This is a genomic window from Rhodoferax saidenbachensis, from assembly GCF_031457975.1.
In the GTDB taxonomy this organism is placed as follows: domain Bacteria; phylum Pseudomonadota; class Gammaproteobacteria; order Burkholderiales; family Burkholderiaceae_C; genus Allorhodoferax; species Allorhodoferax saidenbachensis_A.
This window is the reverse complement of sequence record NZ_JAVDXO010000007.1, coordinates 165,949-185,561: the sequence shown is the minus strand read 5'-3', so window position 1 is coordinate 185,561 and position 19,613 is coordinate 165,949. Positions and strand designations below refer to the sequence as shown.

Sequence of the window (19,613 nt, the reverse complement as noted above, 5' to 3'; positions counted from 1 at the left end):
ACGTTACCGAAGGGAGGTTGTCATGGTTCAGGCAAGCTGCGTTTCACCGCTGGGGTTTTCATCGGAGATTTTGCCGTTCAAGGTGGAGATCGCGTCCCGGGCCCAGATGGAAGGTGTGATCCAGCTGCGCGCTGCCTCCTACGGCAAACACCTCCCCGAACTGGGCGCCAAGCTGCGTGAAGCCGAAGCCGCGGACTTTGAGCCCGGCTGCGAAGTATTCGTCGCCACCTCCAAGCTGGACGGCTCCATGCTCGGCACCCTGCGCACGCATGCCAACCAGATCAAAGCCCTGCCCTTGCAGCATTCGCTGAAACTGCCCGCGCGCTTTCACGGAAGCCGCATGGTAGAGACCACCCGCCTGTGCGTGAAGGGCAACCCCCAGTCCTCGCTGGTGCGCACGGCCCTGTTCAAGGCGCTGCACAGCTACTGCCTGGCGCAAGACGTGGACTGGATGATGGCCACGGGCCGCCGTCCCGTAGACCGCATTTACGACAGCCTGTATTTTTCTGACGTGGGAGAGGCGGGTGTCTTCTACCCCATGACCTTCACGGGTGGTGTACCGCACCGGGTGATGCAACTGGCACCCCGCGCCGTGCAGCCACTGTGGCACGCGTCGCAGCACAGCCTGCACCGCTTCTTTTTTGAGGCCCATCACCCGGACATTGACCTGTCCCGGGCCAAGCCTCTGGTACAGCCCTGGCACTGCCCAGAGATCGATGCACCGCAAACCACCACCGAGGACAGCATGGTGCTGACGGACAGCGAGACCGAATGGAAGGCTTCTGCCGCCATGGCCCTGTAAGCGAAAAGCGCGGGATCAGTGCAGGGTGCCCAGGGTTGATTCCGGGAACAGGGACATGGTGGCATCCGCATTGGCTTGCAGCAGCTTGACGAAGGCGAGGATCTCGGGGTCCTCGATGAAATCGGCACCGCTTTGGGCGGCCAGGATTTTTTCGGGCATCACCGGTTTGCTGATGCCATAGCCCTGCGCGTAATCGATGCCAGCATCCACCAGCGCACGGATGGTGGCCAGGTCTTCGGCAAACTCGCCCACCGACTTCATGCCCAGGCTGCTTACCAGGCCACCAATGGCCATGATGATGGCCATGCCGGACTGGCTGCGTGCCGCATCGCGCACCAGTGAGCCATCGAGCTTGAGGGCGTCCACCGACAAGCCCTTGAGGTAGCCGAACGAGGAATACCCGGCACCGAAGTCATCCAGCCCCACCTTGGCGCCCATGGCGCGCAGGCGGTCAATGAAGCGCTGCATGTTGCGCATGTCGGTGATGGCCACGGTCTCTGTGATCTCGATGCAGATCTTGGACAAGGCCAGCGGGTGCTGCTCGAACAGCGCAAACAGCTCGGCCGTGAACGACTCGTCGTTGAGCGAACCACCGGACAGGTTCACGCCCACAAAATGGGTCTGCTGCAGGTTCTGGGCATGCAGCTCCAGCCAGTCAATGGCCGTGGTGACCACCCAGCGGTCGATGATGGCGGTTTTGCCATGCGCCTCGGCGGCTTCGATGATGGTGCCGGCGCCCACCACACTGCCATCGGGCTTGCGCAGGCGCACCAGCATTTCAAAATTCAGCGAATCAAAAGGCCTGCTCAATGACAACTCGGGCTGCATCATCAGGAACAGGCCCTGGGGCGTTTCGCCACGCTCCAGGCAGTTGATCAGGTCCAGCTCGTCCTGGTGCTGCTGAAAGAAGCGGTCGCCCGACTCCATCACCACCAAACGCTGGTTGCTGCGCTTCTTGGCCATGCGGCACAGCGTGTCGGCTGCCGACACGATGTCTTTCAACGGCGACTGGCTGAACTGCGCGGTCTCCACCAACCCGCCCGACACGTCCAGCGAAAAACTCTGGTTGTCGATCTGGAACGGGGCCGAACCAATCAGCATGGCAATGCTGTTGCAGCTGGCCTCGCTGTCGGCCATGCTGGCACGCGAGAACACCACCACAAACTCGTCCCCCCCCACGCGGGCCAGCATGTCGTGGCGCTGCAGCACGCTGCCCATGCGCTCGGCCACCTGCATCAGCACGTTGTCGCCCGCGGTGTGGCCATACAGGTCGTTGATGAGCTTGAAGCGGTCCAGGTCAAAGTAGGCCAGCGCGGTGGACTGGTAGCCCACCTTGGCCGTCTCCAGGGCCAGGCCGCGCAGGTTCAGGCAGCCGGTCAATGGGTCGTGGCTGGCCAGGTACTCCAGGCGCTCCGTCACCTGTACGCGTTCGGTGATGTCCTGCAGCGAGCATTCGATAGTTTTGCCATCCACCGTCGAGGCCTTGATCGCAAACCAGCTGTTACCCGTGGCACGGGGCAAGAGGGTCTGGGTTTGCAGCTCGATAGAGGTGCTGGCCCGCGCGCTGTGCAAGGCCACGATTTGTTGCACCACGTCCGCATCGAACAGCTGCTGCAGCGACAAGGGGCCATCCACGGGGATACGCCGAACCATGGCATGGAAGGCCGGGTTGGCCTTCATGATTTGCGCACCCGCCCCGATGGTGAACAGACCGATGGGCGAATCCTGGTACGCCGCTTCCAGCAGCTTTTGGGCACGCAGGTTCTGCAGGCGGTGCGAACGCATGTGTTCGGCCACCGCGGCAGACGCCAGCAGCGCCGAGGCGATGGCGGCCGTCACGCTGTTGAGCCCGGCCAGCAACAGGCGCTGGCCGGTGGCGGCCGCTACCACTTCGTTCAGGCTGGCCACCAGCGTGACGATGATGGAGGCGGCGTACCACGCCGCTACACGGGAATGCGTGTGACGCAGGATTTTGGCCAGGTAAACCACCATCAAAATCACCACCGAAGCAGTGGCAACCCACAGCGTCGGCAAGACACGTTCGTACGACAGGAACGGGCAGGCCACGATCACGGCCACCGCGCTGAGCTGGTGCAACCTCAGCAGCCAGCCAGCCTTGACGTCCTGCAACTCGGCTTTGAACAGCGCGCTGAACAGGCCAATGGTCATGGCGTAGTACATGCACAAGGTCCATTGGCGCATGGGCGTGAACCAGGCCGGGTCGAGGGCCCCGCCAAAGAGCTCCACGTCGGTGCCTGCCGACAGACCCGCCATGCGCATATTCAGCAGCAGCCAGCCCACAAAGGTCCAGTACAGGGCGCTGCGGTTCACCACGGCGGTGAGCAGCATGAAGATGGCCAGCACGCCAATGCCGGCCTCCAGCATCACACCGGTTTTCTGGTGCGACACCTGCGCCATGTCCAAGGCATGCGGCTCCCAAGCATCCGCAGAAATCTTGGCAGGCCCCCGATAAGCGGCCCGGCACAGCAGGCTCCAGGGCGCGGCAGACTCAGCGGGCTGCAGTGAGAAACCAGCGCGGCTGCGCTGCATGCCACCAGAAACGGTAAAGCGGTTGGCATCCCCCAGCGGCAGGCCAGTCTGCAGGTTCCAGCAGCTCAGTGCGGTGCCGTGGCGCGACGGAAAATCAATCTCCCATGGATGGTCCACCGGGCTTTGGGGCACCTGCACAGCAAACCAGAAGTTATTGGTAGAGAGATGGGTTTCTGCGGAAGCCGTGGCTGGCACGGCTTCCAGATGCTGGCGAACGCGGTCCAGCGCCGCTACATCCACGGGCTCGGATTCCTCCCACACCTGGATGGGCAGAGGAATGCCTCTTGCAATGTCTGAGTGCCCCAATTGCCACAACAGCGCCAGACCAGCCAGCGCGACCAGCACGGCAGGAAACACCAGGGTGGTTAATCGGTCCAGCAGGGTTTCAACGACTTTTCCCGCCATGCCTTTGTTCTATGTTTGTAGAAGTCGCGTGCAACGTCACGCGACTTCTACTATGCCATGAGAACGGGGCTCAACTTGCGGTCTTGAAGCGCGACTTGAGCGCGCCACCGCAGATCACCAGACCGGGAATCAGGATCATGGCCCAGATGATTTTGTCCAGATGGGCCTTGACCCAAGGGAAATTACCAAAGAAGTAACCGATGGTGACAATGCCGCCCACCCACAGCGTACCGCCCACCACATCAAATAAAGTGAACTTGGAACGTGTCATCTGCGCCACACCCGCCACGAAGGGCGCAAACGTGCGCAGAAACGGCATGAAGCGCGCGGCAATGATGGTGACGCCACCATATTTTTCGTAAAACGCATGGGCCTGGTCGAAGGCCTGCTTGTTGAAGAAGCGCGAGTCTTCCCACTGGAACACCTTGGGGCCGATAAAGCGGCCAATGGCGTAGTTGCTCTGGTTGCCCAGCACCGCCGCCGCCAGCAGCAGCCCCACCGACACGGTGTAGTCCATCAGGCCCACGCCACACATGGCCCCCACGACAAACAAGAGTGAGTCGCCCGGCAGGAACGGCATGATCACCACACCGGTTTCCACAAAAATGATGGCAAACAGCAGCGCATAGACCCACAGGCCATAGCTCTGCACAAACACCTCCAGGTATTTGTCTACATGTAGGACGAAGTCAAGAAGCGAAGCGATGAGTTCCATGGACCTGGATTATCCCTGCCCGTCACGGCATGGCCATGACACCCCAGCCACCGTGAGGCTTATCGCGGATTCAGGCGAAGACGTTGAGCTTGGCCACAGCCTGCTTGAAGCTGCCGAAACCACCAAAACGGCTGGTGGGCAGCGCTTCGGCGCTGCCGCCCGAGGTCGATGCGACGCCCATGCCCAGCTTGTTCGCATCAAAGTCACGCAGGGTGTTCACCGCCGAGGCCACAAACTGTTCTGCCGGGGTCTGGTCCACCGCGGCACTGGCGCGGCCGGCGACCACGCCGCTGCGCGTGTAAATGCCGTTGGCCGCTGCTTTCTGGGCACTACCCAGTTCCAGCGTGACGCTGGCAGGTGCTGCGGCTTCAGGGGCGGCGCTGGGCTCCACCGCGGCCACCGCCTTGCGGGCGGGCGGTGCGGCCAGGCCTGTGGAGCGCGTGCTGCCAGCCTCGGGCTTCAGCGCGTCAGGCTGCGCCGATGCGCCAGGGGCACCGGGCGTGGTGGGAGGAAAGATCAGGTTCAGGCGGTTGATTTGCATGGCGGGCCCCACAAGGGATGTGCTCCCCCACAGTGTCGCCAGGGCTGCGGCCGCCCAGCCGCAAAATAAAGCCCGAAAAGCGCTGTTTTTCTATCCCTTGGGCTGGGACGTCACCTGCGCAAAGCGCTGCTGGTAGTGCGGGTTTTCGGTTTTGCAGATCCGGTCCCACCAGGTGAACCACAGGCCGTAGTTGCCCTGGGCTGTCTCGTGGTGCAGGTGGTGGTGGGTGGTGGTGGTGAAGCGCCCACCCAGCCAATGGGTGGCAAAGCCGCGCGGCATGGTCTCCACCGCGGCGTGGCCGTGGGCGTTGCGCGTGATCTGGTGCACTGCAAAGGCCAGCAGCACGCCCACGTGCAACGGCACCACCAGCAGGGCCAGCGGCGTGACCAGCGCATTCATCAGCGCCTCCAGCGGGTGAAAGGCATAGGCCGCCCAGGGCGAGGGGTGGCGTGACCGATGGTGCAGGCCATGCACGTGGCGGAACAGCCAGCGCGTGTGCAGCAGCCGGTGGGTCACATAGAAGTAAAAGTCATGCCAGAGCAGCATGGCGGGGAAACTCAGCACCAGCCACCAGATGCCATATTCGGTGAGCCGGAAATACACCGTCACCCGGTTGCTCACCACGGCCGCGGTGATGACCATGGCCAGCGCGGAAAAAATCAGCAGCGTGGAGATGGAATAGCGCATCTCGCGCCGGATGTCCTTTTGCGCGGGCCACTGGGCAATCAGGCGATGCGCCAGGCGCTTGCGCAGCAGCACATGCAGCAATAACCATACGCCCAGCGCGGCGGTCAGGTAAAACGTGCCTTCGTGGATCAGGGCCTGGCTATACACATGGGCCAGCCAGGCCAGTGCCTCGGGGTTCTGCCAGTTGCTGAAATCAGGAAGCATGCCGCGCCTTTGAAGTCACCACAACGCTGTGGCCGGCGCATGCTACCCGAGTTCGCCCCCTAAAATGGACCGGTGAACGCTTCGTTACCTTCTTCCCTCGCCGCCGCGGCCCGCCGCCCCATCCGCGAACTCCCAGACGAACTCATCAGCCAGATTGCGGCTGGTGAGGTGGTGGAGCGCCCGGCCAGCGTGGTGCGCGAGTTGGTGGACAACGCGCTGGACGCGGGCGCCACCCAGGTCACGCTGCGGTTGCTGGCTGGCGGCGTGCGCCTGATCAGCGTGGAGGACGACGGCCAGGGCATCCTGCGCGACGAGCTGCCCATCGCCTTCAAGCGCCACGCCACCAGCAAGATCGGCAGCCTGCACGACCTGGAGAGCGTGGCCACCATGGGCTTTCGCGGAGAGGCGCTGGCCGCTATCAATTCCATAGCTGATTGCGCAATCTTGTCGCGGGCTAGCGGCATTAACGATGCCTATTTGCTGGACGGCCGCACCGGTGAACTCAAGCCCGTGGCGCGCAGCCAGGGCACCACGGTCGAAGTGAAAGAGCTGTTCTACAGCACGCCGGCCCGCCGTAAATTCCTCAAGACCGACGCCACCGAGCTAGCCCACTGCATCGAAGCCGTGCGCCGCCACGCGCTGGCCCGCCCCGACGTGGGCTTTGCCATCTGGCACGAAGGCAAGCTGGTGGAGCAGTGGCGCAAATGTGTTGTGGAGGGCGAACCCACCGATCCGCTGGCCGCACTGGACCAGCGCCTCAGCGACGTGCTAGGCCCCGAGTTTCTGGCGCAAAGCGTGCGCGTGGACTGGCATAGCAAACAGGCCAACGAATACGGCCAGCCCGCGCTGCGCGTCTGGGGCCGCGCCGGCGTGCCCGACGCTGCCCGCTCCCGCGCCGACCAACAATTCTGCTACGTGAACGGCCGCTTTGTGCGCGACAAGGTGCTGACCCACGCTGCACGCAGCGCCTATGAGGACGTGCTGCACGGCAACCGCCAGCCGGTCTACGCCCTCTATGTGGCCATGGACCCCACGCGCGTGGACGTGAACGTGCACCCCACCAAGATCGAGGTGCGCTTCCGCGACAGCCGCGAAGTGCACCAGGCCGTGCGCCACGCGGTGGAAGACACCCTGGCCGCGCCGCGCGCTGCCGCTGCGGCAGGTGCCGTGGACGGCCAGGCCCAAGCACCCTCGCTGCTGGCCCAACCCGGCACTTATGTGCCTAAAGTGCCTGTAGCCCCCATGTACAGTGCGCAGCCAGCTATCAAATTTGAAGCAGATAGCAGCCTCATCGGCCATCGTGTCAGTGACGTAGGTGCGTTGTGGCAGCGTAGTACCAGCACCCCAGACGGCTGGGCGGCTGTGGGCTCTGCGCAGGTAAAGGAGGAGCCCGCAACGCGGGCGGGGGACACGGAGCAGAGCCCGCAGTCGCCCGGCCGTCCTGCGAGCGCAGAAGAAGTCTGGCCCCTAGGTCGCGCCATCGCCCAGTTGCAAGGCGTCTACATCCTGGCCGAAAACAACCAGGGCCTGGTCATCGTGGACATGCATGCCGCCCACGAACGCATCGTCTACGAACGGCTCAAAATACAAATCAGCCTCACTGCCCCCGACGGCAGCGTGCACCCTCTGGCCAGCCAGCCCCTGCTCATCCCCGCCACCTTTGCCGCCACCCCCGACGAAGTGGCCACAGCCGAAGCCCATGTCGCCACGCTCAACACGCTGGGCCTGGAGATTAGCCCCTTCTCGCCCAAAACGCTGGCCGTGCGCGCCGTGCCCACCACGCTGGCCCAGGGCGATGCAGTCGAGCTGGCGCGCAGCGTGCTGGCCGAACTGGCGCAACACGACGCCAGCACCGTCATCCAGCGCGCGCAAAACGAAATCCTGGGCACCATGGCCTGCCACGGTGCCGTGCGCGCCAACCGCAAACTCACCCTCGAAGAAATGAACGCGCTGCTGCGCGACATGGAAGCCACCGAGCGCAGCGACCAGTGCAACCACGGCCGCCCCACCTGGCGCCAGCTCACGCTCAAGGAGCTGGACACGCTGTTTTTGCGCGGCCGATAAACGAGTCCACAATGGGCCGAAACAACCGGAGGCCCTTCCACGACTTTGCGCGCTGCTGTTTTACTGGCCGTCTTTGCCTGCCTATTTGCCTTTATCGGGCTGAACTGGGCGGAGTTTTCCGCCACCGGCACCCTGGAGCAGAAGATCACCCAAGCCGCTGAAGCCAACCAGCGTGCCTTGTCGGAAGCGACCCACTCGCTCAGCGCGCATCTGGGTGAGATGGACGACAAGCTGGACAAAGCCATTGCCCCATCCCCCCGAAACTGACGATTGGCATACAGGCCTACGCCGGGCCAGGTTTTCATTGGCTTGCGTATAGTGGTGCCATGCCTTTTCAATCACCGGCATTACTCATAGGCGTTTCGGCGCGCATCTATTACCCGTCCGGCCCAGTGCTGGACCTGGGCGGTGTGTGGACCAAAACACTGCACTTCCTGGAGCAGTCCGTGGCCCAGTGGCTCATGCGCGGCGGCGCGCTGCCCGTGATGGTTCCTGCGGTGGATGCGCAAAGCGTGGTGCAGACCGAAGAACTGAACCTGGGCCACTACGCGCAAGCATTGGACGGGCTGGTTCTGCAAGGCGGAAACGACGTCGCTCCGGCCTCTTACGGCGAAGTGCCAATAGCCCCTGAATGGGCCGGCGACCCGGTGCGTGATGCATACGAGAAGAGCCTGATCGAGGCCTTTGTCAAAGCGGGCAAGCCCGTGTTTGGCATTTGCCGCGGTCTGCAAATGCTCAATGTGGCCTTTGGCGGAACCATGTGGCAAGACATTGGAACGCAGATGCCGCAGGCCTTGCCGCATGTCCGCTCCGAGATGTATGAACGCAACGTCCACGCACTCGAAATTGTGCCAGGTACGCACATGGCTGCGTTGTACCCCGGTCTGCAGCACGGGATGATCAACAGCATCCACCACCAGTCCATCAAGGACTTGGCGCCGGATTTTGTGGTCGAGGCGCACTGCCCGGATGACGGCGTGATCGAAGCCATTCGCCGTCGCGGGCCAGGCTTTGTTGCCGGGGTGCAATGGCACCCGGAGTTTCGCCAGAAGAACTGCCAGGTTATCTTTGATGACACCCCGCTGCTGCGCGACTTTCTCGCATCCGCTCGGGCTCAACAAAGCAATTAGTCAGTTTATAAAAGAGGAGCACCGATGGAATTCAAAAAATCACACGCACTGACCTTCGGGATGGAACTGGAGCTGCAAATCGTCAACGGCTCCACAGGCACGCTGTCCCCCTCCAGCCTGGAGTTCTGGGAGATCGTCAAGCGGCGCACGGATGCGGAGCGCTTCTCTCTGGAGGCCACGCTGTCCACCATGGAACTCAATACCTCGGTGCATACAGATGCGGACGAGATGGCGGCAGAAGCCATGGCCCTGACGCAAGTGCTGTGCGATGTGGCCGCGCCCATGAATCTGATGATCCGGGGCGGCGGAACGCAACTGACGCAGTTTTGGAATGAGCGCGTGCTCGCGCCCACCGACCGTGCGGCCGAACTGAGTCGCCGCTTTGGCTATTTGCCCAAGCGCTTTTCCACCTACGGCATGCACGTCCATATCGGCGCCGCCAGTGCCGATGACGCCATCCACATGGGCAATGGCTTGCAGGCCCTTGTCCCCCTGTTCATCGCCATGTCTGCCGCGTCGCCCTATCTGCAGCTGGAGGACACGGGTTTCTGCGCCTCCCGGCCTTTGGAACCCCTGATCTACCCCCATGGTGGCCCCATGCCCAGATTTAAGAACTGGACAGAGTTTGAGCGCTATGCCCAAGATATTTTCTCCACGCAACTGGCCACTTCCCTCAAGGACGTGTACTGGGATGTGCGCCCCAAACCAGAGTTCGGCACCATCGAAGTGCGCGTGTTTGACACGCCGCTGTCTGTCGCCAAGGCGGTGGGCCTGGCGGCATTCACCCGCGCCTGCGCAGCCTTGATACTCCACGGCAAACTGGTACTGCCGACCACGCCATCGCCACCGACAGCCGAACGCGTGAGCCGTTTTTTTGCCTGCCGCGACGGTCTGGACGCGGAGTTGTTCGATCCCTTCACCCAGCAATGGAAACCCGCACGAGACTGGTGTGCCAGCCTGATCCAGAGCATTGAACAGTCGCCCGTGTGCGAGGCCGATGTAGAACACATCCGCCGCCTGCACACCCACATCGGCAACGAACAGGACGCCACCCTCATGCGCAATACCTGGGAAGAAACTTTGAATGTGGACCACCAGATCCAGTCCAAAGACGATGGCCTGGTGAACAACTCCAAAGCACTGAGTCAGCATTTGCTGGCCCCCATGCGAGGCTAAAGGCCATGGGCTCCGGGGTGTCCCCCAATGCCGTGCTGGCAGAAGACAGTTTGCGTGCGCTGGCCGACCCCGGTAAAGCCCGCACGGCTGCCACCTACTTCAAGACCGGCCCCGGCGAGTATGGTGAGGGCGACCGGTTCTACGGCATCCGAGTGCCGCAGGTGCGCGAAGTGGCGCGCCAGTTCAACACCTTGTCACTGGACGACTGCGCGGCCCTGATGCACTCACCCTACAACGAAGCGAGGTTGATGGCGCTGGACATCCTCACGCGCCGCTTTGCCAAGGGCAAGGCTGACGTGCAGACCGCAGTATTTGAGTGTGTGCTGCAACAGCGCCACCGCATCAACAACTGGAACCTGGTGGACGGCGTGGGGCCGTACATCACCGGACCGTATCTGCTCAAGCGCGACCGCAGCATCCTTTGGCAATGGGCCCAATCCCCCGTACTGTGGGAGCGCCGCCTGGCCGTGCTCAGCACCTTTGCCTTTATTCGCGCGGGCGACTTTGACGATGCGCTGAAGCTCTACGCCCAGCTGCTCACCGACCCGCACGACCTCATGCACAAGGCCTGCGGATGGATGCTGCGCGAACTGGGCAAGCGGGACGAGACGAAACTGTTGGACTTCCTACAAACCCACTACACCGCCCTGCCCCGCACCACGCTGCGCTATGCCATGGAGAAGTTCACGCCAGCGCAGCGCGCGGCGATGCTGAAAGGCGACTTTTCGGAGTGGCTGGGCGCGTAAGTTACGAGTAAGCACCTCGCTCGCGCTCCGTGTTGTAATCTTTGCTGGAGGCCACTTTCACCAGATGAAACGAGCTTTCACCATAACAACAAACACCGAGAGAGACACTGTGACCATGCACCTTCCCACCCTTTCGGCCCGCGGCACTTTTGCTGTGGCCGTGCTTGCGATGCTGGTGGCCAGCGGCCCCGTGGCGGCCCAGGCGGTTGCTGCGGTACCCAGCGTGTTCAACAGTGGCGACACGGCCTGGATGCTGGTGTGCACGGTGCTGGTGCTGCTGATGACGGTGCCCGGCATCATGCTTTTTTACAGCGGCATGATGCGCGCCAAAAATGCGCTGTCTGTCGTGGCCCACGTGTTCGCGGCCACGGCCGTGGTCACGCTGGTGTGGGCGGCACTGGGGTATTCATTGGCCTTCACGCCGGGCAATGGTCTGGTGGGGGATTTCAGCCGCGTCTGGAGCAACGGCCTCATTGGAGCCTCTGTCAAAGCGCATACCTCTGCGCCCACCGTGCCCGAGTCGGCGTTCTTTCTGTTCCAGCTGGCGTTTGCCATCATTTCATTTGCGCTGGTCATTGGGGCCACGGTAGAGCGCTTGCGCCTGAGCGCCACCATCTTCTTTGCCGGCCTGTGGACACTGCTGGTGTACGCGCCCGTGGCGCACTGGGTATGGCAACCCACCGGCTGGCTGGCCGCCATGGGGCATATGGACTTTGCAGGTGGCACGGTGGTGCACATTGCAGCCGGCATCAGCGGCCTGGTGGCTGCCAAGGTAGTGGGGCCGCGCAAGGGTTTTGGCAAGGAACCCATGGTGCCGCACAACCTGCTGATCACCGTCATTGGTGCCGGCCTGCTGTGGGCGGGCTGGTTCGGGTTCAACGCCGGTTCTGCGTTTGAAGCCAGTTCGCGCGCCGTCGGTGCGCTGCTGGCCACCCAGGTGGCGGCCTGTGTAGGAGCCTTTGTCTGGGGCCTGTGTGAATACATGCAACATGGCAAGTTCGGCGTGCTGGGCATGGCCACAGGTGCCATTGCCGGATTGATTGCCGTGACCCCTGCCTCGGGCTATGTAGGCGTGGTGGGCGCCACATCCATCGGCTTTGTGGCAGCCATTGCCTGTTACCTCGCCGTCACCCGCTTCAAGGCACTCACCGGCATTGACGACACGCTGGACGTGTTCGCCCTGCATTGGGTGGGCGGCTTTGTGGGCACGGTGCTCACCCCGGTGTTTGCACTGAAAGAAATTGCCCCCATCACGTCCACCGTGTTCACCAACCTGACCGGTGCGCTCGCTGTCACGCTGTTTGCTGGCGCCATGACCTATGTGGTGCTGCTGATAGTGCGGCCGCTGGCGGGACTGCGGGTGACCGACAAGGAAGAATCCCTGGGCCTGGACCTGGCGCAACACGGTGAAATGGTTGCGGGCTCCTGAGAATGCAGATCGCCATGAACCCGCCCGACTCTGAACTGATGACCTACCTGGTGCGTATGGTCATCCCCATCAAACGGGAGTTTGGCCGCACGCTGGATGTGCACCAGTTTTTGCACGATGTGCCCTACGCCACCGAGGTGATCGAGGAGGCGCTGCGCAGCAAAGATGACCGGCTGCAGGGCTACGCCGCGTATGTGCAAACCAAACTGTTTGGGCCGCGCGGCACCACCGTGCCCAAGCCTGGTGCGCCGGTCGTGGCCGACACGCCAGCGCCATCGCCCGTGGTAGACGACAACGCAAAAACCGCCGCGCTGGAAAAATACAAATCGCGCCTGCGCTGAGCCCCGGGCTCAGTATTTCAGCGCCGTACTCTTGCCCCAGAACACGCGGTAGGCAAACACCGTGTAGCCAATGATGACTGGCAACACCACCACGGTGCCGTAGAAGATCACCATCAAGGCCTCGGGCGCGCTGGCTGCATTCCAGATGGTGAGCTTGTCCACCACCAACCAGGGGAACAGGCTGTAGGCCAGACCATAGAAGGCCAGCAGGAAGATGCCTACGGTGCTGGCAAACGGCACAGCCGCGCCGTACTGGTTGTTCTGCGCCAGGCGCGTGGGCAGACGCTTCAGGCTGCGGGCGATCACCACAAACAGCGCAACCGTCATGGCAGGAATCGGCAGCAACATCACCACATTGGGGAAGCTGAACCACTTGTCAAAAATGCGCTGGCTCACCCAGGGCGTGGCCAACGAGATGGCAGCCACCCCTGCAGCAGTGAGCCATAGGCTGCCTTGCGCCCAGCGAACGGCTTTGAGCTGCAGCGCACCTTCTGTTTTCATGATCAGCCAGCCCGCGCCCAGCAAGCAGTAGGCGGCCACCAGGCACAGGCCAATCAACGCATTGAACAGCTGGCTACCCCAGTCCGTCGCAAAGCCGGTGACCAAGCCACCGAGCATGAAGCCTTGCGACCAACCGGCCAGCAGCGAACCCACATAGAACGCACGGTCCCACAGCGGCTTGTGCTTGTCGCGCGCCTTCACGCGGAAGTCAAACGCCACGCCCCGCAGCGTGAGCGCCACCAGCATCAGTGCCACGGGCAGGTACAGCGACCCAAGGATGACGCCATGCGCCATCGGGAATGCCACCAGCAGCACGCCCACACCCAGCACCAGCCAGGTCTCGTTCGCATCCCAGAACGGGCCAATGCTGGCGATCATGGTGTCCTTCTGCGCAACGTCGTCGGCACGGCGCAGCAGCACGCCCACACCCAGGTCGTAGCCATCCAGAATCACGTAGGCCAGCATAGCCAGCGCCATCACCAGTGCAAACACCAGCGGCAACCAGCCGGCGGGCTGGGTCAGGTCGGGCATGGCTAAAGCGGTTGTTGTATCAAGCATGGGCAACCTCCGGCAAAACGGGCGCTGGAACGCTGGCCTTGCGCGCCAAGTAAAACAGCACACTCACATAGGACGTGAGCAACACGGCGTACAGGCTCAGGTACATCACCAGCGTGAAAGCGATGTTGCTGGCAGGCACTTTGGATGCCGCCTGTGCGGCCGTCAGCACCCCCTGCACCAGCCAAGGCTGGCGGCCAATCTCGGTCACATACCAACCGGCAATCAAGGCCACCCAACCGGCAAAGGTCATGGCCACCAACACGCGTGCCAACCAAGGCTGCAGCGCGTCCTTGCGCACCTGCCAACTGCCCAGCCAGCTCACGGCCAGCATCAGCAAGCCCACACCCACCATGATGCGGAAGGCCCAGAACACCGGCGCCACCGGGGGATGCTGGTCACCAAAATCCTTGATGCCTTTGATCTCACCATTCCAATCGTGCGTGAGGTACAGCGACGCGAGCTTGGGGATCGCCACCTCAAACTTATTGGTTTGCGTGGCCTTGTCGGGCATGGCAAAGAGCACCGCGGGCGCGCCCTTTTGGGTTTCCCAAATGCCTTCCATCGCCGCGATCTTGGCGGGCTGGTGGTGCAAGGTGTTCAGACCATGCTGGTCGCCCACCACGATCTGCAGCGGGATCAGCGCGGCTGCCACAAACAGGCCCGTCCGCAGCGAGGCCTGCACCGCTTTGCCTTTGTCCCCCTTGAGCCAGCGGTAGGCCGACAAGCCCGCCAACAAAAAGGCCACCGTCAGGCCCGATGCAATCAGCATGTGCGTCAAGCGGTACGGGAACGACGGGTTGAAGATGACCTCCAGCCAGCTCGTCACATGCGCCTTGCCGTCGATCATCACAAAGCCAGTGGGCGTGTGCATCCACGAGTTCAGCGCCAGAATCCAGAAGGCCGACATGGTGGTGCCAAACGCCACCAAAAAGGTGGCCGTGGTGTGCACCCGTTCGCTGACGCGCCCGCGGCCAAACAGCATGATGCCGAGCATCGTGGCTTCCAGAAAGAAGGCCGTCAGCACTTCATACGCCAACAGCGGGCCGGCCACATTGCCCACGGTGTTCATGAAGCCCGGCCAGTTGGTGCCGAACTGGAAACTCATGGTGATACCGCTGACCACGCCCAACGCAAAGGTCAGTGCAAACACCTTGACCCAGAATTGGTAGGCGTCCATCCAGTGCTGCTGGCCCGTGGCGGTGAAACGCGTCTTGAAGAACAGCAGCACCCAGCCCATAGCAATGCTGATAGTGGGAAACAGAATGTGGAACGTCATGTTGGCCGCAAACTGGATGCGGGCCAGCACAACGGGGTCAAAGCTGTCCATGGTCGGCTCCTTCCGTGCTGGGCTTGGCGGGGGTGAACACACTCTTCACCCGGTCTTTCATCTCCAGCAGCTTTTGCACCTTGGCGCCCATCTGCATCAGGCTGGCCAGTGTTTCGGAATCCATCTTCTGCACATCGTCCAGCCAGTCGGTCATCAACTCGATGAAGGCATGCATCTGCTTCATGCGCTCCTGCGCATGGATATCCTCCGCCACGCTAGGCTGCTCCATCAGTGCGTCGCGCAGCATGGAGAGCGTCGGGTCGATTTCGCGCTTACGCCGCTCCGCCGCCAGGGTGCGGAAGATGGCCCACACGTCCTCAGGCGCCTGGAAGTACTCGCGCCGGTCGTTGGGCTGGTGGATCAGCCGCACCAGGTTCCACGACTGCAGCTCTTTGAGCCCCATACTCACGTTGGACCGGGAAAACGCCAGCGCCTCCCCAATCTCGTCGGCGTTGAGCGGCTTGGCCGACACATACAGCAGCGCGTAAATCTGACCCACCGTGCGGTTGATGCCCCAGCGGCTGCCCATTTCGCCAAAGTGCAGCACAAAGCGCTGCGTGAGCGGAGGAAGGTTCATGGTTCTGGTCTTTCCTGAATTTTCAGTATTTTCTGAAATCTCAGGAATTAACGAACCCAGCCACTCCTAACCTTGACTTGGATCAAGGGGTATTCGTTTGACCGTTACAGCATGAAATTGGCCTCTAGCCCCCGCGCAACGTGTGCCAGCAGCTATTCAATTTATAGCGCTCCACGCGACTGGGGCACTGTTGCAGCAATAATGGGACTCCCCCACCCCAGGATCTCCCATGTTCCCAATTGAAGTGTTGATGCCCTATTTGGCCGCCTGTCTGCTTGTCGTCATCGCGCCCGGACCCGACAACATTCTGGCTATCGGCCGCGGCCTGAGCCAGGGGCGCGGTGCCGCCATCCTGTCGGCGACGGGTGCAGGCATCGGCATCTTGTTCCACACGCTGGCGGCGGCGCTGGGGCTGTCGGTGCTGATTCAAGCATCGGAAACCGTCTTCTGGGTCGTCAAGGCCATCGGCGCGGTCTACTTGGTCTGGCTGGGCTACAAGGCGCTGACCACCAAAAACCTGATTGCCTTTGCCCCCGCGGCCCACCTGCCGCTGCACCGCATCTTCATCAGCGGCGCGCTCTCCAACATCCTGAACCCCAAGCCCGGCCTGTTTGTGCTGGCCTTTTTACCCCAGTTTGTGGACGCCGGCCGCGGCTCGGTGACCACGCAAATGCTGGTCTATGGCGCCCTCTTTGCCACCATGACCACCGTCGTCTTCTCCCTCCTGGGCGGCTTCGCCCACCGCCTGGCCACCTGGCTCAAGGCACGGCCCAAGGTGACAGCAGGGTTGAACATTGGGGCCGGTGTGACGTTCATTGTGTCCGGGGTGTCGGTGTTGGCGCTGAAGTCAAGGGCGAACTGAATGCAGGTTGTGTGCAACCACCAGAGTGAATCCACGGCAGAGTGGCCGGTGGTCTTCTAATGCATTGACATCAAAGGCGGTAGTCGACCCAATGCGGAAATTGATTTTTGATATCGCAATGCCTGAGAGCGGACACTGGCTCTATTACAACTAGTACATTCTGTAAGTTGTCGGCTACGCAGCAATTGTTGAGGTCCAAGTCCTACTCGCGAGGCTCCGCTGCTGAAGGTTGTCCATTTGCGGGTTGGGTTCAAATTTTCTCAATCATGCAAGCAACAGGATCGGCCTCCAGATACCCAGATATAACGCTCCAGGCTGCAAGCATCTCGAAGATGAATCCGCCAAGATACTTCACTTCGTCATAGCTGTACACAGAGAGGTGCTGCAGACGATGCGTGTGGAGACTGAGCCGCTTCAGGAAGGCATGGACCTCTTCATCATCGATGCTTATCTTGTGAAGAAGGTACTCGACCTCATTTGAGAGGGTCTGCATATGTGCAACGATATCTGACAACCGTTCTGGGTTCGCTTGCAGATAGTTGAGAACGTCGTACCAGCGCTGCTGATTCTCACCACGATAGTAATCACGGAACGCATTCGGACGACTGAGTTGGGCCGGCAGTCCGGCAGAGTAAGAGCCTCCAGCGCCGAGCAGTAGGCTGATAACATCCTCCCGAAAGTATTGGTACTGTTTCCGCAAATTGTCGCGGAGGATGGCCCGGGTTTGCCTTTCAGGTACAAGAACATTCAGAAGCCAAACGATCACCCCGCCGAGAAACCCAACGCACAGGTTGAAGATGATTGCATTCTCATAGTGCAAGGAGTGAAGCATTGGTTCCACAGCAGTACCTCGCAGTGGAGCGATGACTGGCTCATTCCCGGCGACGAACATGCCAACCAAGGCCACAACCGAAAGTGTCGCAATTGTTTCGTTCGTTCTGTAACGCATTCACCCTCCCCAATCTGCCTCTGATCATAGTTGCGGAGGCACGGGTACTTTTCAAATTCTTCCGCCTATACAAGCTATTCCTCACCGATTCGATGGCGAGCAAATCTCGATCCAGTTGTCGAACTGCAGCGACCCAATCAAAAATTCTCAGTCCCTGAAACAGTCTCTTTCTCTTTAGGTCGAGCATTTCTCCAGTAAGTTCATCACAACTTCCAGGTACGTCATCAAGAGAGCAATTGCTGGACAAACGCTTGAAAATGAGGAATAGCTGTAGAAACCTTCGTCACTGCATCGCTGATGACACCAACTTTTTCCACCGCACTGCAAAAATCAGTCACGATTCCAGGTGCAGATTTCTCGGCTTGGCCAATATCAGAGGCAAGGTTCTTGCTCTCCATTGCCATTTCGAGCCGCACTATCTTGTATGTTTCCTCCGTAGCCTTGGGGCCTAGAACTTTGGATCGACGTATTGCTCTGCGAAGGGCTTTGATGTGCTTCTGAAGAAATATTCGGAGTGCGGGCGACATGGTCGCCTCTGCGGTTCTTATCTCCAGTTGCGCCATCGCGGCCTGAACTTCGCTGAGCTGACTTTCGTCAATGTCTGGCTCAGTTTCATCGCGAAGCATCCAGACGGCGAAGTTGAACGCATAGCTACATTCTGGGGCAAGTAGATTGCTACGCAGACCCGAGAACCCCTGATTGAGATACGTTGCTGAAGCGGTGTCTCTCAGTCGATCTAGTCCGGGCTGCATGAGTGTAGGCGGGCATTCAGACTGCGCCAACTTCCATTTCACCAGTTCAATCTCCGCGCGCAAATCCAGCAAACCTTCGGTAATCTCATCTTCAGAAGCTGATTGACCAAGGGGAACCAACAATACGCGAGACCACACTTGCGACATTTGCAGGTCAGGGGAATGGGGCAGAGATTGGAGTGCTTCGTAAACACGCAAGAGGCGCTGTGCTGCGTTCATTTTGTGGGGTATCTGAGTTGTCTTGATCAATCATTGAAGGCCGAGGTCGCGCGGCTACGTCGTGCGAGGGTAAACAAGCATCCGGAAAACATAAGGGCAACAGATAGGAGCGCGAACAGTTTCATGAGAGGCTAATGTACTAGCTGAATGTACGGGGAGCAGGTTTGCTCTCTAGGCAAGGTTCGTCGCTCTAAACCTGCTAGTCGTGGATGTCGGCTGTTGGCCCCAACCTGAAGCAAATACGACCGATCAACACCTGCTCGCAGCCTAAGTGCGTGACAGCCTTCGGTGTCAACAACCGTCGCACTGAATTGCATGCGAGGTGGCGCATCCAAGATCAATTCAAAAAAGAGTATGGGGCGCAATAGTCGTGAGAGCGTAACCCCAAGCAGCGAGGCAACGCACCGTCAGGTATCAAGGCTGGAGGCTTGCGATCAAGTAGCGCAGTACCAGCCCCGCTGCGTGGCTACCGCCGCCAATTTCCAGAAGGTTACCTTCCTTATCGCGCTCTTCCATCTCACCATCGGCATTGAAGGAAAACATCCCCAGATGTTTGAAGGGGTCCACTGAAAATTCGTTCCTCATATAGGCGTTGACATAGCCCCTGGTCGCTCCCTGCGCGTCGATACCAACTGTCAACACAAATTGAACGACTGGACCATCGCGAAGCCGTGCGCTGAATCGGCCTGGCTCCAAATCCAGCTTGACTTCAATGTCGCGAATCTGAAAGGCTTTGCCTGTCAACACCTCGTGCGCGCGTACCGCAAATTCTTCGAACTCTCGTGACAGCTTGTCCATCTTTTCACTGGCGCTGACTCCGGTGTTGATGAGTGCATCAAGATCTAGCATGGCGGCTCCTTGTGACGTTGCGGACCGATCTCACGGTACCACACGGCCCTGGCCACGCTCAAGCATTCAGTGGCGATGAATGCACACCAGCTGCAGCGAATGCTTGCGTTCTTCGAACTGGTCATTGAGTTCAATGGCCACCAGCCTGGCGATCGACGACTGCTGGTCCATGGCCTGCTTTTGCAGGCTGTCACACGACGGTGCACCGACCCGGTTTTTTGCTGTCAAA

Annotated in this window: 20 protein-coding genes; 9 read left to right on the top strand and 11 right to left on the bottom strand. The window is 60.9% G+C overall.

Annotation, left to right across the window (positions count from 1 at the left end):
* Positions 1-22: 22 nt before the first annotated feature.
* Entirely contained in the window at positions 23-802 is a 780-nt protein-coding gene (locus J2X15_RS15410) for an N-acyl amino acid synthase FeeM domain-containing protein (RefSeq protein ID WP_310344308.1), read from the top strand.
* Positions 803-817: 15 nt separating this feature from the next.
* Here J2X15_RS15410 and J2X15_RS15405 read toward each other — a convergent pair whose 3' ends face one another.
* The 4 genes from J2X15_RS15405 to J2X15_RS15390 all read right to left on the bottom strand — a co-directional run bounded on the left by J2X15_RS15405 (position 818) and on the right by J2X15_RS15390 (position 5,904).
* Positions 818-3,757 (bottom strand): putative bifunctional diguanylate cyclase/phosphodiesterase, encoded by a 2,940-nt coding sequence (locus J2X15_RS15405; protein WP_310344307.1) that lies wholly within the window; start codon positions 3,755-3,757, stop codon positions 818-820.
* 70 nt (positions 3,758-3,827) lie between these two features.
* Positions 3,828-4,472 carry a VTT domain-containing protein gene (locus J2X15_RS15400; RefSeq protein ID WP_310344305.1) on the bottom strand — a complete coding sequence of 215 codons (645 nt, stop codon included), beginning with the start codon at positions 4,470-4,472 and terminating at the stop codon, positions 3,828-3,830.
* 70 nt (positions 4,473-4,542) lie between these two features.
* Entirely contained in the window at positions 4,543-5,013 is a 471-nt protein-coding gene (locus J2X15_RS15395; RefSeq protein WP_310344303.1) for a hypothetical protein, read from the bottom strand.
* A 90-nt stretch (positions 5,014-5,103) separates the two neighbouring features.
* Positions 5,104-5,904: a sterol desaturase family protein gene (locus J2X15_RS15390; RefSeq protein ID WP_310344301.1), complete on the bottom strand. Its 801-nt coding sequence runs from the start codon at positions 5,902-5,904 to the stop codon at positions 5,104-5,106.
* A 72-nt stretch (positions 5,905-5,976) separates the two neighbouring features.
* Here J2X15_RS15390 and mutL point away from each other — a divergent pair, with 72 nt between their 5' ends.
* From mutL to J2X15_RS15355, 7 genes are all read left to right on the top strand, one after another.
* Positions 5,977-7,968 carry a DNA mismatch repair endonuclease MutL gene (gene mutL / locus J2X15_RS15385; RefSeq protein WP_310344300.1) on the top strand — a complete coding sequence of 664 codons (1,992 nt, stop codon included), beginning with the start codon at positions 5,977-5,979 and terminating at the stop codon, positions 7,966-7,968.
* A gap of 45 nt (positions 7,969-8,013) precedes the next feature.
* The gene (locus tag J2X15_RS15380; RefSeq protein WP_310344299.1) at positions 8,014-8,235 is read left to right on the top strand and encodes a hypothetical protein; all 222 of its coding nucleotides are present in this window, start codon (positions 8,014-8,016) and stop codon (positions 8,233-8,235) included.
* Positions 8,236-8,294: 59 nt separating this feature from the next.
* Positions 8,295-9,098: a gamma-glutamyl-gamma-aminobutyrate hydrolase family protein gene (locus J2X15_RS15375; RefSeq protein WP_310344297.1), complete on the top strand. Its 804-nt coding sequence runs from the start codon at positions 8,295-8,297 to the stop codon at positions 9,096-9,098.
* A 24-nt stretch (positions 9,099-9,122) separates the two neighbouring features.
* On the top strand, positions 9,123-10,274 hold the full coding sequence (locus J2X15_RS15370; protein ID WP_310344295.1) for a YbdK family carboxylate-amine ligase: 1,152 nt from the start codon (positions 9,123-9,125) through the stop codon (positions 10,272-10,274).
* A gap of 5 nt (positions 10,275-10,279) precedes the next feature.
* Positions 10,280-11,020 carry a DNA alkylation repair protein gene (locus tag J2X15_RS15365; RefSeq protein ID WP_310344293.1) on the top strand — a complete coding sequence of 247 codons (741 nt, stop codon included), beginning with the start codon at positions 10,280-10,282 and terminating at the stop codon, positions 11,018-11,020.
* 115 nt (positions 11,021-11,135) lie between these two features.
* Positions 11,136-12,449: an ammonium transporter gene (locus tag J2X15_RS15360; RefSeq protein WP_310344387.1), complete on the top strand. Its 1,314-nt coding sequence runs from the start codon at positions 11,136-11,138 to the stop codon at positions 12,447-12,449.
* A 14-nt stretch (positions 12,450-12,463) separates the two neighbouring features.
* Positions 12,464-12,790, top strand: a complete 327-nt coding sequence (locus J2X15_RS15355; RefSeq protein ID WP_310344291.1) for a hypothetical protein — start codon at positions 12,464-12,466, stop codon at positions 12,788-12,790.
* Positions 12,791-12,799: 9 nt separating this feature from the next.
* Here J2X15_RS15355 and J2X15_RS15350 read toward each other — a convergent pair whose 3' ends face one another.
* The 3 genes from J2X15_RS15350 to J2X15_RS15340 are packed head-to-tail and all read right to left on the bottom strand — an operon-like array spanning position 12,800 to position 15,753.
* Positions 12,800-13,849 (bottom strand): cytochrome d ubiquinol oxidase subunit II, encoded by a 1,050-nt coding sequence (locus tag J2X15_RS15350; RefSeq protein WP_310344289.1) that lies wholly within the window; start codon positions 13,847-13,849, stop codon positions 12,800-12,802.
* Entirely contained in the window at positions 13,842-15,176 is a 1,335-nt protein-coding gene (locus J2X15_RS15345; RefSeq protein WP_310344287.1) for a cytochrome ubiquinol oxidase subunit I, read from the bottom strand. Before J2X15_RS15345 ends, J2X15_RS15350 begins: the two co-directional genes overlap by 8 nt.
* Positions 15,163-15,753, bottom strand: coding sequence for a GbsR/MarR family transcriptional regulator (locus J2X15_RS15340; protein WP_310344285.1), 591 nt, complete (start codon positions 15,751-15,753; stop codon positions 15,163-15,165). The genes J2X15_RS15345 and J2X15_RS15340 overlap by 14 nt, the downstream gene beginning before the upstream one ends.
* 229 nt (positions 15,754-15,982) lie before the next feature.
* Between J2X15_RS15340 and J2X15_RS15335 the strand changes: the two genes are divergently transcribed.
* Entirely contained in the window at positions 15,983-16,615 is a 633-nt protein-coding gene (locus J2X15_RS15335) for a LysE family translocator (protein WP_310344283.1), read from the top strand.
* A 250-nt stretch (positions 16,616-16,865) separates the two neighbouring features.
* On the opposite strand, the gene J2X15_RS15330 is transcribed toward J2X15_RS15335, so the two are convergent.
* From J2X15_RS15330 to J2X15_RS15315, 4 genes are all read right to left on the bottom strand, one after another.
* Entirely contained in the window at positions 16,866-17,564 is a 699-nt protein-coding gene (locus J2X15_RS15330) for a hypothetical protein (RefSeq protein ID WP_310344281.1), read from the bottom strand.
* 224 nt (positions 17,565-17,788) lie between these two features.
* Positions 17,789-18,535, bottom strand: coding sequence for a hypothetical protein (locus J2X15_RS15325; protein WP_310344279.1), 747 nt, complete (start codon positions 18,533-18,535; stop codon positions 17,789-17,791).
* A gap of 414 nt (positions 18,536-18,949) precedes the next feature.
* Positions 18,950-19,384: a hypothetical protein gene (locus J2X15_RS15320; RefSeq protein ID WP_310344276.1), complete on the bottom strand. Its 435-nt coding sequence runs from the start codon at positions 19,382-19,384 to the stop codon at positions 18,950-18,952.
* A gap of 66 nt (positions 19,385-19,450) precedes the next feature.
* Entirely contained in the window at positions 19,451-19,612 is a 162-nt protein-coding gene (locus J2X15_RS15315; RefSeq protein ID WP_310344274.1) for a hypothetical protein, read from the bottom strand.
* Position 19,613: the final 1 nt, after the last annotated feature.

Coding starts and splice junctions, on each gene's coding strand:
- J2X15_RS15335 (WP_310344283.1), top strand. CDS start 15,983: ATGTTCCCAATTGAAGTGTTGATGCCCTATTTGGCCGCCTGTCTGCTT.
- J2X15_RS15405 (WP_310344307.1), bottom strand. CDS start 3,757: ATGGCGGGAAAAGTCGTTGAAACCCTGCTGGACCGATTAACCACCCTG.
- J2X15_RS15320 (WP_310344276.1), bottom strand. CDS start 19,384: ATGCTAGATCTTGATGCACTCATCAACACCGGAGTCAGCGCCAGTGAA.
- J2X15_RS15325 (WP_310344279.1), bottom strand. CDS start 18,535: ATGAACGCAGCACAGCGCCTCTTGCGTGTTTACGAAGCACTCCAATCT.
- J2X15_RS15330 (WP_310344281.1), bottom strand. CDS start 17,564: ATGCGTTACAGAACGAACGAAACAATTGCGACACTTTCGGTTGTGGCC.
- J2X15_RS15390 (WP_310344301.1), bottom strand. CDS start 5,904: ATGCTTCCTGATTTCAGCAACTGGCAGAACCCCGAGGCACTGGCCTGG.
- J2X15_RS15370 (WP_310344295.1), top strand. CDS start 9,123: ATGGAATTCAAAAAATCACACGCACTGACCTTCGGGATGGAACTGGAG.
- J2X15_RS15400 (WP_310344305.1), bottom strand. CDS start 4,472: ATGGAACTCATCGCTTCGCTTCTTGACTTCGTCCTACATGTAGACAAA.
- J2X15_RS15355 (WP_310344291.1), top strand. CDS start 12,464: ATGAACCCGCCCGACTCTGAACTGATGACCTACCTGGTGCGTATGGTC.
- J2X15_RS15375 (WP_310344297.1), top strand. CDS start 8,295: ATGCCTTTTCAATCACCGGCATTACTCATAGGCGTTTCGGCGCGCATC.
- J2X15_RS15365 (WP_310344293.1), top strand. CDS start 10,280: ATGGGCTCCGGGGTGTCCCCCAATGCCGTGCTGGCAGAAGACAGTTTG.
- J2X15_RS15410 (WP_310344308.1), top strand. CDS start 23: ATGGTTCAGGCAAGCTGCGTTTCACCGCTGGGGTTTTCATCGGAGATT.
- J2X15_RS15395 (WP_310344303.1), bottom strand. CDS start 5,013: ATGCAAATCAACCGCCTGAACCTGATCTTTCCTCCCACCACGCCCGGT.
- J2X15_RS15360 (WP_310344387.1), top strand. CDS start 11,136: ATGCACCTTCCCACCCTTTCGGCCCGCGGCACTTTTGCTGTGGCCGTG.
- J2X15_RS15345 (WP_310344287.1), bottom strand. CDS start 15,176: ATGGACAGCTTTGACCCCGTTGTGCTGGCCCGCATCCAGTTTGCGGCC.
- J2X15_RS15340 (WP_310344285.1), bottom strand. CDS start 15,753: ATGAACCTTCCTCCGCTCACGCAGCGCTTTGTGCTGCACTTTGGCGAA.
- J2X15_RS15350 (WP_310344289.1), bottom strand. CDS start 13,849: ATGCTTGATACAACAACCGCTTTAGCCATGCCCGACCTGACCCAGCCC.